We start from the raw sequence: 13,403 nt of genomic DNA, 5'->3' as shown, positions 1-13,403 counted from the left end.
AATGACTAGCTCTACCACCCCTGTTACCAAGAAGCGCATCCTGTCGGGTGCAAAGCCCACGGCGGATTCACTGCACCTGGGCAACTACATCGGCGCCGTCCGCAACTGGGTGGCCATGCAGGCGGAATACGACGCCGTGTTCTTCATCCCCGATCTCCACGCCATCACCGTGGACTTCGAGCCGTCCGAGCTTGCCAAGCGCACCCGCGTGGTTGCCGCGCAGTACATTGCTGCCGGCATTGACCCGGACAAGTGCACGTTTTTTGTGCAGTCGCATGTGCCGGAGCACGCGCAGCTCGCCTGGGCGCTGAATTGCATCACCGGTTTCGGCGAAGCGTCCCGCATGACCCAGTTCAAGGACAAGACGCAGAAGGCGGGCGCCGACGCCGCCACCGTGGGCCTGTTTGCCTATCCCACCCTGATGGCCGCCGATATCCTCCTTTACCAGACTGACCTGGTGCCCGTCGGCGAGGACCAGCGTCAGCACCTTGAGCTGACCCGAAACCTGGCCCAGCGCTTCAACACCCGCTTCGGCCAGACGTTCACGGTGCCTGAGGCCACCATCCTCAAGGCCACCGCCAAGATCTACGACCTCCAGAGTCCCACCGCCAAGATGTCCAAGACGGGCGGGTCACCCCACGGTTCCATCCAGCTGCTGGAGGACCCAAAGATCGCCGCCAAACGCATCAAGTCCGCCGTGACGGACACCGGCAGCGAGATCAGGTTCGATGCAGAGGCCAAGCCTGGTGTGTCCAACCTGCTGACCATCTATTCCACGCTGACCGGAAAATCGGTCGCGGAGCTGGAAACCGAGTACCAGGGCAAGATGTATGGGCACCTGAAGGCGGATCTGGCGGAGGTCATGGTGGATTTCATCACGCCGCTGCGGAACCGCACCCAGGAGCTTATGGCGGATCCGGCGGAGTTGGACCGGCTGCTGGCAAAGGGCGCCGAGCGCGCCCGCGAAATCGCGTCAGTGACGCTCACCCAGGTGTATGAGCGCATGGGGTTCCTGCCGTCGCTGAGCCTGGCCGGAGTCCGCTAGGCCGATGGCGTCCGTCAGCAAAGCCACCGCCGACGACGTTTCGCGCGTCCGTGCCCGCGGCGCGGGCGGCGACGGACAGGCCCGCAGCGAAGGCGTCAGCATCGGCGTGATCCTGGGGTTCCCGGCGGATATCGCCGACGAACTCCAGCGCTGGCGTGCCTCCTTCGGCGACCCCATGGCCGGTGTCATCCCGGCGCACATCACCCTGGTGACCACCACCATGACGCAGGACTGGGAAGCGACGCGCCGCCACGTGCGGGAGATCGCACGCAAGCAGGCGCCATTCAACGTCACCGTCGCCGGCACCGGGTCCTTCCGGCCGGTTTCCCCGGTGGTCTTCCTCAACGTCGAGGACGGTTTCGGGGACTGCGTCAGCCTGCACCGGAAGCTCCAGTCCGGGCCGCTGGAACGTGAACTTCCCTTCGCCTACCACCCGCACGTCACCGTGGCCCACGACGTGGCACCGGAAAGCCTCGATGAGGCCGAAACGGCGCTCAAGGACTACAGGGCCACGTTCCCGGTGGCTAGCATGGGACTTTACGAGCACGACGACAATGGCATATGGCAGCTACGGGAAGAGCTTGACTTTGGCACCGCACCTGACGACGACAGAGGCCCGGACGGCTCAGCAGCCGTCCGCTGATCCTCCGCTTCCCACCGAACTGGCCCGGCTGAAGCTGGAAGTCATCCGCAAGAGGATCGACTGGGGAAAGGCGCGCCGTTCCGGCGGTGGAGGGCCGGCCGCGTTGCTGCCGCTGCTCCAGTGGCTCCTCGCCCGGCTCAACGCCGTCCGGCCCATCCGGGCCTTCCAGCACTACAGCCTCCAGCATGGTCCGCTGATGAGCGCCGGCATCGGCTTCCGGATGTTCTTTTCGGTCACCGGCCTGCTGGCCACCGGCTTCTCCGTCGCTGGGCTGGTGCTGCGCGGGCAGCCGGCGCTGCTGGACCGGGTCATCAGCAGCGTTGCCATCAATGCCCCCGGCCTCTTGAAGGTCGACGGCGGACAGGGCCTGGTCGATCCGCAGGACCTGCTGAACCCCAATGGCCTCGGCTGGACGGCCGCGATCGCCGCCGTCGTGACGCTGGTGACCTCGCTCGGCTGGATTGATGGCCTCCGCGACGGCCTGCGGGGCGTGATGCGGCTGGGGCCCCGGAAGCTGAACCCGGTCCTGGTCAAGCTGCGCGACGCCGGTATCCTGCTGCTCCTGGGCGTGGCCTTGGGGATCAGCGCCGGCGTCTCGCTGGTCTTCGGCACGGCCGCCGGCTGGGTCACCGGGCAACTCCACCTTGACCCCCTGGTGGCCGGCCCGCTGACCACCTCGGTCAAGATCGCCGTGCCCTTGTTGCTGGGCTGGTGCACCGCGCTGGTCATGTTCCGGCTCGCGGCCGGGCTGAAGCTGGCCAGGCGCGCCCTGCTGGAAGGCACCGGCCTGGCCGCGGTGGGCACGGCCGTGCTGCAGATCTTCAGCGCCGAACTGCTGGCCGGTGCCGGACGGAACCCCATCCTGGCACCTTTCGCCATCATCATCGGCCTGCTGATCTGGTTCAACCTCGTCAGCCAGGTCTACCTGGTCTCGGCAGCCTGGGCCGCGGTCCGCGACGAGGACCTGAGGGCGGATCCCGCGGCCACGACGAACGGCTGGGGCGCCCGCCAGGTGCAGCCGGGCAAAACGCCTCCTGCCGGAAAACAGGCTGCGGGAAAACAGCGGAGTGAGCGCTCAGCCGTGCTCAGGCATCGAGGTACTGATCGGCCCACGCCGAGATAATCTTCGCCGCCCGCGCAGCCTGCCCCTTGCCCGTCAGCAGGTGGTCGCTGCCCTCCAGCGAGACGAAGCTGCGTGGATGCCGCGCCGTCTGGAAGATGGTGCTGGCGTTCTCGATCCCCACCGTGTTGTCCGTGGGGGAGTGGAGCACCATGAGCGGCCTGTGCAGGGCCCTGATGCAGTCGGTCAGATCGGCGTTCTCGAGGTCCTCGACGAAGTGCCGCCGGATCTCCACCCGCTTGCCGCCCAGGTCCACCTCCGCGCTGCCCTCGCTGAGGATGCGGTCCAGCGCCGCATCGAAGACGTGGGCCACGTGCTTGGGCGAAAACGGCGCACCGACGGTGGCCACGGCGTCGAGGTCCGGAATCTGCCGGGCCGCGGCCAGGACGGCGGCTCCGCCAAAGGAATGCCCCACGAGCAGTGAGACCGCCCGGCCCGAGGCGTTCATGAATTCGGCCGCTTTCACGGTGTCCGCCACCTTGTGGCTGAAGGACCCCTCCGACCACAGCCCGGCGGATTCGCCGAGGCCGAGGTTGTCGAAACGGAGCATGCCCACGCCGTTGTCGGCCAGCGCCTTGCACATCCGGGACGCCGCGGGGCTGTCCTTGCCCAGCGTGAAGCCGTGCGAGAAGACGCCCCAACCCTTCACTTTCCCCTCGGGGACGTCGATGATGCCGGAGAGCATTTCGCCGGTGGAACCTTGGAAGGAGACTTTTTCGGAACTGGACACCGTGGGCCCTTTCATGTGGGCGGGTAGACGACGGCGGCGCCCCCACCCGGAAGGTGAGAGGCGCCGTCGTCGTCTGTTTCCTTTGGTTCTGACGAACCAGTTGCTAGACCTTGCGGGACAGGATGGCCTGCTTGACCTCTGCGATGGCCTGCGTGATCTGGATGCCGCGGGGGCATGCCTCGGTGCAGTTGAAGGTGGTGCGGCAGCGCCACACGCCTTCCTTGTCGTTGAGGATCTCCAGGCGCATGTCGCCGGCATCATCGCGCGAATCGAAGATGAAGCGGTGCGCGTTGACGATGGCCGCCGGGCCGAAGTACTGGCCGTCGGTCCAGAACACCGGGCAGGACGAGGTGCACGCGGCGCACAGGATGCACTTGGTGGTGTCGTCAAACCGTTCGCGGTCCTCGGCGGACTGCAGGCGTTCCTTGGTGGGCTCGTGGCCGCGGTTGATCAGGAAGGGCATCACCTCGCGGAAGGACTGGAAGAACGGCTCCATGTCCACGATCAGGTCCTTCTCCACCGGCAGGCCCTTGATAGGCTCAACGGTGATGGGCTTGGACGTGTCCAGGTCCTTGAGCAGGGTCTTGCAGGCAAGGCGGTTGCGGCCGTTGATGCGCATGGCATCGGAACCGCAGACGCCGTGGGCACAGGAACGGCGGAACGAAACACTGCCGTCGATCTCCCACTTGACCTTGTGCAGGGCGTCGAGAACACGGTCGGTGCCGTACATGGTGACGTGGAAGTCATCCCAGGTGGACTCTTCGGAGACCTCGGGGTTGTAGCGGCGCACGCGCAGGTGGACGTCGAAGGACGGGATCTCCCCGCCGCCCCCGATGTGGGCGGGCAGTTCGATCTTGGAGGCTGGCTCAGCAAGTTCGGCGGTCATCTTAGTACTTCCTCACCATCGGCTCGTAGCGCGTAAAGACAACCGGTTTGGTGCCAAGCCGGATCCCTGCAATTGCCTCCGCAGATCCGTCCGCCGGGGCATGCTCATCCTTGTACGCCATGGAGTGTTTCATGAATTTTTCGTCGTCGCGTTCGGGGAAGTCCTCGCGGAAGTGTCCGCCTCGGGATTCCTCGCGGTGCAGGGCGGCCACGGTCATGACCTTGGCCAGCTCCAGCAGGAAGCCCAGCTCGACGGCCTCGAGCAGGTCAAGGTTGAACCGCTTGCCCTTGTCCTGGACGCTGATGCGCTGGTACCGCTCGTCGAAGGAGGCGATGTCCTTCAGGACCTGGTTCAGCGTGTCCGCCGTTCGGAACACCTGCATGTTGGCGTCCATGGTGTCCTGCAGTTCCTTGCGGATCGCAGCGACCTTTTCGGTGCCCTCGGAGGTGCGGACGTGGTCCAGCAGGTTCAGCGTGTAGCCCTCCGGGTCAGCCGGAAGTTCGACATAGTCAGCGGTCTTGGCGTACTCGGCCGCATTGATGCCCGAGCGCTTGCCGAAGACGTTGATGTCCAGCAGCGAGTTGGTGCCCAGGCGGTTGGAGCCGTGCACCGAAACGCAGGCGACCTCGCCGGCGGCGTACAGGCCCGGGATGACCGTGTCGTTGTCCTGGAGGACCTCGCCCTTGATGTTGGTCGGGATGCCGCCCATGGCATAGTGCGCCGTCGGGAAGACGGGAACCGGCTCCGTGTAGGGCTCGACGCCGAGGTAGGTGCGGGCGAACTCGGTGATGTCCGGCAGTTTCGCGTCGATGTGCGCCGGCTCGAGGTGGGTCAGGTCAAGGAGGACGTAGTCCTTGTTCGGACCACAGCCGCGTCCCTCACGGACTTCGTTGGCCATGGAGCGGGCCACGATGTCGCGGGGGGCGAGGTCCTTGATGGTGGGGGCGTAGCGCTCCATGAAGCGTTCACCCTCGGAGTTGCGCAGGATCGCGCCTTCGCCGCGGGCGGCCTCGGAGAGGAGGATGCCCAGGCCCGCGAGGCCTGTCGGGTGGAACTGGAAGAACTCCATGTCCTCCAGCGGGATGCCGCGGCGGAACGCGATGCCCATCCCGTCACCGGTGAGGGTGTGGGCGTTGGAGGTGGTCTTGAAGACCTTGCCGGCGCCGCCGGAGGCGAAGATCACGGACTTGGCCTGGAAGACGTGCAGCTCGCCGGAGGCGAGGTCGTAGGAGACGACGCCGGCGACACGCTTCTGCTTGTACGGGGTGCCGTCCTCGCGGACGGCGTCTTCCTCGACGGTCAGCAGGTCCAGTACGTAGTACTCGTTGTAGAACTCGACGTTGTGCTTGACGCAGTTTTGGTACAGGGTCTGCAGGATCATGTGGCCGGTGCGGTCGGCGGCGTAGCAGGCGCGGCGGACCGGAGCCTTGCCATGGTCCCGGGTGTGGCCGCCGAACCGGCGCTGGTCAATGCGGCCCTCGGGTGTGCGGTTGAACGGCAGGCCCATCTTTTCCAGGTCCAGGACGGCGTCGATCGCTTCCTTCGCCATGACCTCGGCGGCGTCCTGGTCAACCAGGTAGTCGCCACCCTTGATGGTGTCGAAGGTGTGCCACTCCCAGTTGTCTTCCTCGACATTCGCCAGGGCCGCGCACATGCCGCCCTGCGCCGCGCCGGTGTGGGACCGGGTGGGGTAGAGCTTGGTCAGTACTGCTGTTCGCGCGCGCTGACCGGATTCGATCGCCGCGCGCATCCCGGCGCCACCGGCACCGACGATGACGACGTCGTACTTATGGACCTGCATACCAGACGCTCTTTCTCTCAAAATTCGCTGTAAAACACCGGCCGGCGAAGCCTGTCCGGTGAAATCTCGTGGATATCCTGCCTGCGACGGGCGGGCGGGGATCCGTTACGGAAGCGCCCTTACGGCGCGGGGCAGAAACCGCCCGGCAGCTGGACACCGCTGACCACGGGGCACGGGTTGAAGGTGAAGATCACCAGGGTGCCCAGGATGATGATGGCGGCGGTAGCCGCGAAGAGGACAATCTTCAGCCAGAGGCGTGTGGAGTCCTTCTCAGCGTAGTCGTTGATGATGGTCCGGACGCCGTTGGTGCCGTGCAGCATGGCGAGCCACAGCATGGCGAGGTCCCAGACCTGCCAGAACGGGTCGGCCCACTTCCCGGCAACGAAACCGAAGTCGATCGCGTGGATTCCCTCGCCGACGAGCAGGTTGACCGTCAGGTGCCCGAAGATCAGGACCACCAGGACAACGCCCGAAAGCCGCATGAAAAGCCATGCCAGCATTTCGAAGTTGCCCCTGGACGGACCGCTGCGGCGGTACTGCGGCTGGATCTTTCCGCTACTGAGTTTTCCACTACGTGGGGGCTGAATGGTGGCGCTCATGGCTAGTGACCTCCGAGGGCGAGGGAAAGGTGGCGGATGGAGAAGCCAACCATGACGACGACCCACAGGGCCAGCACCGTCCACAGCATCTGGCGCTGGTACTTCGCGCCCTTCTTCCAGAAGTCGACGGCGATGATCCGCAGGCCGTTGAAGGCGTGGAACACGATCGCTGCGACAAGGCCCGTTTCACCCAGGGCCATCAGGGGATTCTTGTAGGCGCCGATCACGGCGGTGTATGCCTCGGGGGACACACGCACCAATGAGGTGTCCAGCACATGGACCAACAAGAAGAAAAAGATCACAACACCGGTAATGCGGTGTCCAACCCAGGACCACATGCCTTCACGGCCGCGGTACAAGGTGCCAGCTGGTTTTGTCGGCACTGAATAAACCTCCCTGCGACACAGCGGCGCTGGCATGGGATCCACGCGGGGGGAACGCCGGCTGCGAGAGCACTCGTAAGCTCAAGCCTAAATCTAGGCTTCGCTCACAGCTTATTCAATTCAAGGCATAGATCGTGACGGCACCGGGCGCGGTGCCCGGTTTTGAGACGAACGCCACACTGGCGGGCTTTCGGGGGTGTCCCAGGGTGCGGGTCACGGTCCCTTGCGGGCTGTTCGGCTAAAGTAGCCGTGATGAGTACAGAAAAAGTGACAAGCCAGAATTCGCCCCTTGACCGTTTTATTGCGGTGATTCCGGCAGGCGGTGTGGGGACCCGTCTCTGGCCGCTGTCGCGGGCAGCAGCCCCCAAGTTCCTCCACGACCTCACGGGTTCCGGCAGCACCTTGCTGCGCGCGACATACGACCGTCTGGAGCCACTCGCGGGCAAGCGTGTGCTCGTCGTGACCGGAACGGCACACCGGGCGGCAGTCTGCCGCCAGTTGCCCGAGGTGCAGGCGGCCGACCTGGTACTGGAAAGCGAGCCCAAGGACTCGGGGGCGGCGATCGGACTTGCCGCAGCCATCCTCTACGAACGGGATCCGGACACCATCATGGGCTCCTTCGCCGCGGACCAGGTGATCAGCCCGGACAGCCTGTTCCAGGACGCCGTGCGCGAGGCCATCTACACCGCGGCGGCGGGGAAAATCGTCACGATCGGCATCAAGCCCACCCACCCTTCCACCGGATTCGGCTACATCCGCTCCGGTGCCGCGCTCAACATCTCCGGGGCCCCCAGCGCCCAGGCCGTCGTCGAGTTCGTGGAGAAGCCCAGCGAGGACGTCGCCCAGCAGTACGTGGACAGCGGTGAATATGTCTGGAACGCCGGCATGTTCGTGGCCCCGGTCTCTCTTATGCTCAAGCATCTCGAAGCCAACCAGCCCGAGCTCTTCGCGGGCCTGCAGGAAATCGCCAAGGCCTGGGACACCCCGCTGCAGGACGAAGTCACCGCCCGAGTCTGGCCCACCCTGCCCAAGATTGCCATCGACTACGCCGTGGCCGAACCTGCCGCCGCCGCCGGTGATGTAGCGGTGGTGCCCGGCACCTTCCGCTGGGACGACGTCGGCGACTTCGCCTCCGTGGGCCGGCTCAACAGCGCCAAGGAAGTCGACGACGTCACCGTCATCGGCGAGGGCGCCCGTGTGTTCACCGAAAACGCCAGCGGCGTGGTGGTCTCCGACACCAAGCGCGTCATCGCCCTGATCGGTATCAAGGACGTGGTCATCGTGGACACCCCCGATGCCCTGCTGGTCACCACGAAGGAACACTCCCAGCGGGTCAAGCAGGCCGTCGACGCGCTCAAGGCCAAGGGCGACACCGACGTCCTGTAGCCGCCAGGCGGGCGCCGGCGCGGGCACGGGATGTTCAGGAATCCGTAACGCGCCGTATGCGATGCCGCTAATCATTGTGTGGTCGCTAGAGTTACCCTGTGCGCAACTACACTACTGAAGCCGAACCCACCACTGTGGTGGGGCCGTGGCTGGAGCCCCTCCTCCCGGAACTGATCGCTTTCCGGCGTGACCTGCACGCGCACCCCGAGCTGTCCTTCAAGGAGTTCCGCACCACGGACAGGCTCGCGAAACGGCTCGAGGCTGCCGGCCTGAAGCCCCGCCGCCTCGAAGGCACCGGCCTGACCGTGGACATCGGCGAAGGACCCATCGCCACCGCCCTGCGCGGCGACATCGATGCCCTTCCCATCATCGAGGACACCGGCCTCGAGTTCGCCTCGAAGAACCACGGGGTCACCCATGCCTGCGGGCACGACGTGCACACCACGACCATGCTGGGCATCGCCCTGGTCCTGCAGCGCATGCACGAGGCCGCTCCGCTGCGCGGCTCCGTCCGGATCATTTTCCAGCCCGCCGAGGAAACCATGCCCGGCGGCGCGCATGCCTGCATCGAGCAGGGTGTCCTCGAAGGCGTCCCGCGGATCCTGGCCCTGCACTGCGATCCCCGGATTGAGGTGGGCAAGATCGGGACCCGGATCGGCGCCATCACCTCCGCCTCGGACACCATCAAGATCGAACTTTCGGGGCGCGGCGGCCACACCTCCCGCCCGCACCTGACCGAGGAACTCGTCTTCGCGCTGGCCCAGATCGCGGTCAACGTTCCGGCGGTCCTGTCCCGCCGCGTCGATGTTCGCAGTGGCGTCTCTGTCGTCTGGGGCCAGATTTCCGCCGGCTCCGCCCCGAACGCCATTCCGGGCAGCGGCTACATGGCTGGCACGATGCGCTGCCTGGACCGCGACGCCTGGCACAGTGCCGGCGAGATCCTCGATGACGTCGTGCAGCAGATCGCCGCCCCGTACGGCGTCGACGTGCGCCTGGAGCACACCCGCGGCGTGCCTCCCGTGGTGAACTCCGAACACGAAACCGCGTTGATCGAGGCCTCTGCCCGTGCCGAGATCGGCGAGGGTGCCGTCGTCCTGACGCCGCAGTCCATGGGCGGGGAGGACTTCGCCTGGTTCCTCGCGGACCTTCCCGGCGCCATGATGCGCCTGGGCACCATGACCCCCGGCGGCGAAGAGTACGACCTCCACCGCGGAGACTACATCCTCGATGAGCGGTCCCTTGGGATCGGCATCCGGGTCCTCACCGCAGCGGCGCTGCGCACCCTCCGCGACCTCTAGGCCGCACCTCCCACGGCAGTCCGCCACAACGGGCCCCTTCCGCCTCAACCATCCGCAATTCAATTGTGCACAATTCAATTGTGGGCTATCATTTCCATATGACAGGCGCTCCGATCCCCGCAGTAGGCCGGCCGGATGCCCTCCGGCTCAACAGGCAGTTGTGCTTTGCGATGTATTCGGCGTCCCGTGCCGCCACCGCGGCCTACCGGCCGATGCTCGAAGAGCTTGGCCTGACCTACCCGCAGTACCTCGTGATGCTCGTGCTCTGGGAGGAGCAGCCGCGCAGCGTCCGCGGGCTGGGGGAGGAGCTCGGGCTCGATTCGGGCACGCTCTCGCCGCTGCTGAAGCGGCTTGAATCCTTGGGGTTCGTGGAGCGGCGGCGGTCCGCCGCGGATGAGCGCCGGGTGGAGATCTTCCTGACCGACCCCGGCACCGCGCTGAGCGCCGGGGCGGCCGGCATCCCGCAGCGGCTGGCGGATGCCGCCGGGCTCTCCGGCGCCGAACTCGACCAACTCCGGGAGACCCTGAACCGGCTCGCCGCCGCGCTGCATTCCTCCCACTGACACTTCCCACCCACAGGCTCGGAAATCCCGCGCACTTGCCACACAACGGAACGGAATCCCCATGAAGACTCTCTATACGGCAGAAGCACTGGCATCAGGCGAGGGCCGCGACGGCAACGCCCGGACCCAGGACGGCAAGCTCAACGTGACCCTGGCCAGCCCGGTGGAACTCGGCGGCAACGGGGAAGGCACCAACCCCGAACAGCTGTTCGCGGCCGGCTATGCGGCATGCTTCCACTCGGCGCTGCGCCTCGTGGGACGCAAGGAGCGGGTGGACCTGACGGACTCCGCGGTCGCGGCCAGGATCCACTTCGGCGCCCTCGCGGACGGTGCCGGCTACGGCCTTGCCGCGGAGCTCGAGATCGCGCTGCCCGCGGTCGGCCGGCAGACCGCCGAGGCCCTCGTGGCCAAGGCCCACCAGATCTGCCCGTATTCCAACGCCACCCGTGGAAACATCACCGTCGACATCAAGATCCTGGAGGTCGCCGCATGAGCACCAGCGCCGAAACCACTACCCTCCCGACCAGCACGCGGGAGATCCAGCTTGCCTCGCGGCCGCACGGCCGTCCACGGCCGGAGAACTTCCGGCTCGCCGAAACGAAGCTGCCGGAACTTCAGGACGGCCAGGTCCTGGTGCGCAACCTATACATCTCCGTGGACCCCTACATGCGCGGCCGGATGAACGACGCCAAGTCCTACTCCGCGCCGTTTGCGCTGGACGCGGCGCTCGACGGCGGCGCCGTCGGTGAGGTCATCGCCTCCCGTTCCGCCGACCGCAAGGTAGGCGACGCCGTCGTGCATCAGCTCGGCTGGCGCGAGTACGCGGTCGTCGATGCGGAGGCCACCACCCCGGCGCGCACGGACCTGGCCCCGGCGCCGGCGTTCCTCGGTGCCCTGGGCATGACGGGACTCACCGCCTACGCGGGCCTGCTGAAGGTGGCCGGGTTCAAGCCCGGCGACGCCGTCTTCGTCTCCGGTGCCGCCGGCGCCGTGGGTTCGCTGGTGGGGCAGATCGCCAAGGCCAAGGGCGCCTCCCGCGTGATCGGCAGCGCCGGAAGCCCGGAGAAAGTCGCGCGGCTGCTCGAACTCGGCTTCGACGCCGCCTTCAACTACCACGACGGTCCGGTGCGGGAACAGCTCCGGGAGGCGGCGGCCGGCAAGGGCATCGACGTCTACTTCGACAACGTCGGCGGCGAGCACCTTGAGGCGGCCCTTTCGGAACTGAACGTGGGCGGGCGTGTGGCCCTGTGCGGGGCGATTTCCCAGTACAACGCAACCGTTGCGCCGGCGGCCCCGCGCAACCTGGCCCTGGCGATCGGGAAGCAGTTGACGCTCCGGGGCTTCCTCGTCGGCGGCCAGCGGCAGCACGCGGCGGAATTCGCCGCCCAGATGTCGGCCTGGCTGGCCGACGGCACCGTGCGCTACGACGAGACGATCGTGGACGGGCTGGAAAACGCGCCGCAGGCCTTCATCGACCTGCTCGACGGCGCCAATACGGGCAAGATGCTCGTCCGCATCTAGCGCCCCGGCCGGTTGCGCACAGGAGGCGCAACCGGCCGCCACCGGAGGGAACTTCAGTGGCGGCTACTGCGAGGTAACAAGTTCTAAACAATCTGGGAATTCACAGAGTACTGTGCTAGCAAACGTGTCCCAGGACACTAAAGTAACGTCCATCAGTGCGCCTCGGCGCAGTGCTGCGAAGCCGTCAGTGAAAACTCCAGTTTCAGTGGAACACCGGAAACACCCACTCATTGAACGCCCGTCGTAGCGCCTACTCTTTCTTCCTGGAGGAAAATTGAAGAACTCACTGCGTGCAACCCTCAAGCGAGGTTCTGCGGCCGGAGTTGCGGCCGCGGGTGCGGCCGCTCTCCTGCTGACCGGCTGCGGGGCCGCCCCGTCCTCATCCGGCGGCTCGAGCAGCGCCACGAAGTCGGACTACACCGCATGCATGGTCTCCGACTCCGGCGGCTTCGATGACAAGTCATTCAACCAGTCCGGCTACGAGGGCCTGCAGCAGTCCGTCAAGGATCTGGGCATCCAGGAGAAGCACGTCCAGTCCAAGGCTGACACGGACTACGATCCCAATCTGCGCTCCATGGTGCAGCAGGGCTGCAAGCTCACCGTCACCGTCGGCTTCCTGCTGGGCGACGCCACGAAGTCCATCGCCACGGCAAACCCGAACAGCCACTTCGCGATCATCGACTACAACGATTCGACCTTCCCCAAGAACGTGAAGCCGATCGTCTACGACACGGCCCAGGCAGCCTTCCTGGCCGGTTACCTGGCTGCGGGAACGTCGAAGACCGGGAAGGTTGCCACCTTCGGCGGCATCAACATCCCCACGGTCACGATCTTCATGGACGGTTTTGCCGATGGCGTGAAGTACTATAACGACAAGAAGGGCAAGAACGTCCAGCTTATTGGCTGGGACAAGGCCAGGCAGGACGGTACCTTCGTCGGTGACTTCAAGCAGGTTGACAAGGGCAAGGTGCTGACCCAGGGCTTCCTGGACCAGGGCGCGGACATCGTTCTTCCGGTCGCCGGTCCCGTCGGCTCCGGTGCGGGCAGCGCCATTCTGGAGGCCAAGGCCAAGGGCAAGGACGCCAAGCTGATCTGGGTTGACTCCGACGGCTACCTCACGGCTCCGGACTACAAGTCCGTGATCCTCTCTTCCGTCCAGAAGACCATGGCGACCGCCGTTGAAACGGTCATCAAGGATGACAAGGACGGCAAGTTCGATGCCGCACCGTACATCGGCACCCTGGAAAACGGTGGCGTGGCACTGGCGCCGTTCCACGATCAGGATTCCGCCGTACCGGCTGATCTCAAGAGCGAACTGGACCAGCTGAAGAAGGACATCGTCTCGGGCAACGTCAAGGTTGAATCGAAGTCCAGCCCGAGCAAATAGGCTGCAACCGCGGGGCGCGCTGCCCTTCCGCCGTTACCCCG

General features: G+C 66.0%; 14 protein-coding genes. 9 read left to right on the top strand and 5 right to left on the bottom strand.

All coding sequences use genetic code 11. The features are described from left to right. Window position 1 precedes the first annotated feature (1 nt). Genes trpS through E5206_RS17665 form a run of 3 tightly spaced genes read left to right on the top strand, consistent with a single transcriptional unit; the run spans window position 2 to window position 2,811 of the window. Entirely contained in the window at window positions 2–1,045 is a 1,044-nt protein-coding gene (gene trpS / locus E5206_RS17675; RefSeq protein ID WP_136323629.1) for a tryptophan--tRNA ligase, read from the top strand. 4 nt (window positions 1,046–1,049) lie between these two features. Then, window positions 1,050–1,688 (top strand): 2'-5' RNA ligase family protein, encoded by a 639-nt coding sequence (locus E5206_RS17670; protein WP_136323628.1) that lies wholly within the window; start codon window positions 1,050–1,052, stop codon window positions 1,686–1,688. Window positions 1,689–1,743: 55 nt separating this feature from the next. Then, window positions 1,744–2,811 (top strand): YihY/virulence factor BrkB family protein, encoded by a 1,068-nt coding sequence (locus E5206_RS17665; protein WP_240690208.1) that lies wholly within the window; start codon window positions 1,744–1,746, stop codon window positions 2,809–2,811. Here E5206_RS17665 and E5206_RS17660 read toward each other — a convergent pair. The 5 genes from E5206_RS17660 to sdhC form a co-directional block, all read right to left on the bottom strand. Further along, window positions 2,774–3,538, bottom strand: coding sequence for an alpha/beta fold hydrolase (locus tag E5206_RS17660; RefSeq protein ID WP_136323626.1), 765 nt, complete (start codon window positions 3,536–3,538; stop codon window positions 2,774–2,776). The genes E5206_RS17665 and E5206_RS17660 overlap by 38 nt on opposite strands. Window positions 3,539–3,641: 103 nt before the next feature. Then, the gene (locus tag E5206_RS17655; protein ID WP_136323625.1) at window positions 3,642–4,424 is read right to left on the bottom strand and encodes a succinate dehydrogenase iron-sulfur subunit; all 783 of its coding nucleotides are present in this window, start codon (window positions 4,422–4,424) and stop codon (window positions 3,642–3,644) included. A 1-nt stretch (window position 4,425) separates the two neighbouring features. Next, window positions 4,426–6,225, bottom strand: a complete 1,800-nt coding sequence (gene sdhA, locus E5206_RS17650) for a succinate dehydrogenase flavoprotein subunit (protein WP_136323624.1) — start codon at window positions 6,223–6,225, stop codon at window positions 4,426–4,428. A gap of 119 nt (window positions 6,226–6,344) precedes the next feature. After that, a complete protein-coding gene (locus tag E5206_RS17645) occupies window positions 6,345–6,824 on the bottom strand; it encodes a succinate dehydrogenase hydrophobic membrane anchor subunit (protein WP_136323623.1) in 480 nt (159 codons plus the stop codon). Between the two features lie 2 nt (window positions 6,825–6,826). Beyond that, on the bottom strand, window positions 6,827–7,162 hold the full coding sequence (gene sdhC, locus E5206_RS17640; RefSeq protein ID WP_056347392.1) for a succinate dehydrogenase, cytochrome b556 subunit: 336 nt from the start codon (window positions 7,160–7,162) through the stop codon (window positions 6,827–6,829). A 297-nt stretch (window positions 7,163–7,459) separates the two neighbouring features. Here sdhC and E5206_RS17635 point away from each other — a divergent pair, with 297 nt between their 5' ends. The 6 genes from E5206_RS17635 to E5206_RS17610 all read left to right on the top strand — a co-directional run bounded on the left by E5206_RS17635 (window position 7,460) and on the right by E5206_RS17610 (window position 13,362). Continuing rightward, window positions 7,460–8,593, top strand: a complete 1,134-nt coding sequence (locus tag E5206_RS17635) for a sugar phosphate nucleotidyltransferase (RefSeq protein WP_136323622.1) — start codon at window positions 7,460–7,462, stop codon at window positions 8,591–8,593. Window positions 8,594–8,691: 98 nt separating this feature from the next. Continuing rightward, window positions 8,692–9,891: an amidohydrolase gene (locus E5206_RS17630; RefSeq protein WP_136323621.1), complete on the top strand. Its 1,200-nt coding sequence runs from the start codon at window positions 8,692–8,694 to the stop codon at window positions 9,889–9,891. A 98-nt stretch (window positions 9,892–9,989) separates the two neighbouring features. Beyond that, window positions 9,990–10,454 carry a MarR family transcriptional regulator gene (locus E5206_RS17625; RefSeq protein WP_136323620.1) on the top strand — a complete coding sequence of 155 codons (465 nt, stop codon included), beginning with the start codon at window positions 9,990–9,992 and terminating at the stop codon, window positions 10,452–10,454. Window positions 10,455–10,515: 61 nt separating this feature from the next. Further along, window positions 10,516–10,947: an organic hydroperoxide resistance protein gene (locus E5206_RS17620; protein WP_136323619.1), complete on the top strand. Its 432-nt coding sequence runs from the start codon at window positions 10,516–10,518 to the stop codon at window positions 10,945–10,947. Beyond that, window positions 10,944–11,975, top strand: a complete 1,032-nt coding sequence (locus E5206_RS17615; RefSeq protein ID WP_136323618.1) for an NADP-dependent oxidoreductase — start codon at window positions 10,944–10,946, stop codon at window positions 11,973–11,975. The genes E5206_RS17620 and E5206_RS17615 overlap by 4 nt, the downstream gene beginning before the upstream one ends. Before the next feature lie 274 nt (window positions 11,976–12,249). Then, window positions 12,250–13,362 (top strand): BMP family ABC transporter substrate-binding protein, encoded by a 1,113-nt coding sequence (locus E5206_RS17610; protein ID WP_136323617.1) that lies wholly within the window; start codon window positions 12,250–12,252, stop codon window positions 13,360–13,362. Window positions 13,363–13,403 lie beyond the last annotated feature (41 nt).

The organism is Arthrobacter sp. PAMC25564 (assembly GCF_004798705.1).
Taxonomy (GTDB): Bacteria; Actinomycetota; Actinomycetes; order Actinomycetales; family Micrococcaceae; genus Arthrobacter.
This window is presented reverse-complemented; position numbering and strand designations above follow the sequence as displayed.

What these genes read in the sequence shown, in the direction of transcription:
- E5206_RS17645 (WP_136323623.1), bottom strand. Translation starts at nt 6,824, where the DNA reads ATGAGCGCCACCATTCAGCCCCCACGTAGTGGAAAACTCAGTAGCGGA.
- E5206_RS17655 (WP_136323625.1), bottom strand. Translation starts at nt 4,424, where the DNA reads ATGACCGCCGAACTTGCTGAGCCAGCCTCCAAGATCGAACTGCCCGCC.
- E5206_RS17670 (WP_136323628.1), top strand. Translation starts at nt 1,050, where the DNA reads ATGGCGTCCGTCAGCAAAGCCACCGCCGACGACGTTTCGCGCGTCCGT.
- E5206_RS17615 (WP_136323618.1), top strand. Translation starts at nt 10,944, where the DNA reads ATGAGCACCAGCGCCGAAACCACTACCCTCCCGACCAGCACGCGGGAG.
- trpS (WP_136323629.1), top strand. Translation starts at nt 2, where the DNA reads ATGACTAGCTCTACCACCCCTGTTACCAAGAAGCGCATCCTGTCGGGT.
- sdhC (WP_056347392.1), bottom strand. Translation starts at nt 7,162, where the DNA reads ATGTGGTCCTGGGTTGGACACCGCATTACCGGTGTTGTGATCTTTTTC.
- E5206_RS17625 (WP_136323620.1), top strand. Translation starts at nt 9,990, where the DNA reads ATGACAGGCGCTCCGATCCCCGCAGTAGGCCGGCCGGATGCCCTCCGG.
- E5206_RS17620 (WP_136323619.1), top strand. Translation starts at nt 10,516, where the DNA reads ATGAAGACTCTCTATACGGCAGAAGCACTGGCATCAGGCGAGGGCCGC.
- sdhA (WP_136323624.1), bottom strand. Translation starts at nt 6,225, where the DNA reads ATGCAGGTCCATAAGTACGACGTCGTCATCGTCGGTGCCGGTGGCGCC.
- E5206_RS17635 (WP_136323622.1), top strand. Translation starts at nt 7,460, where the DNA reads ATGAGTACAGAAAAAGTGACAAGCCAGAATTCGCCCCTTGACCGTTTT.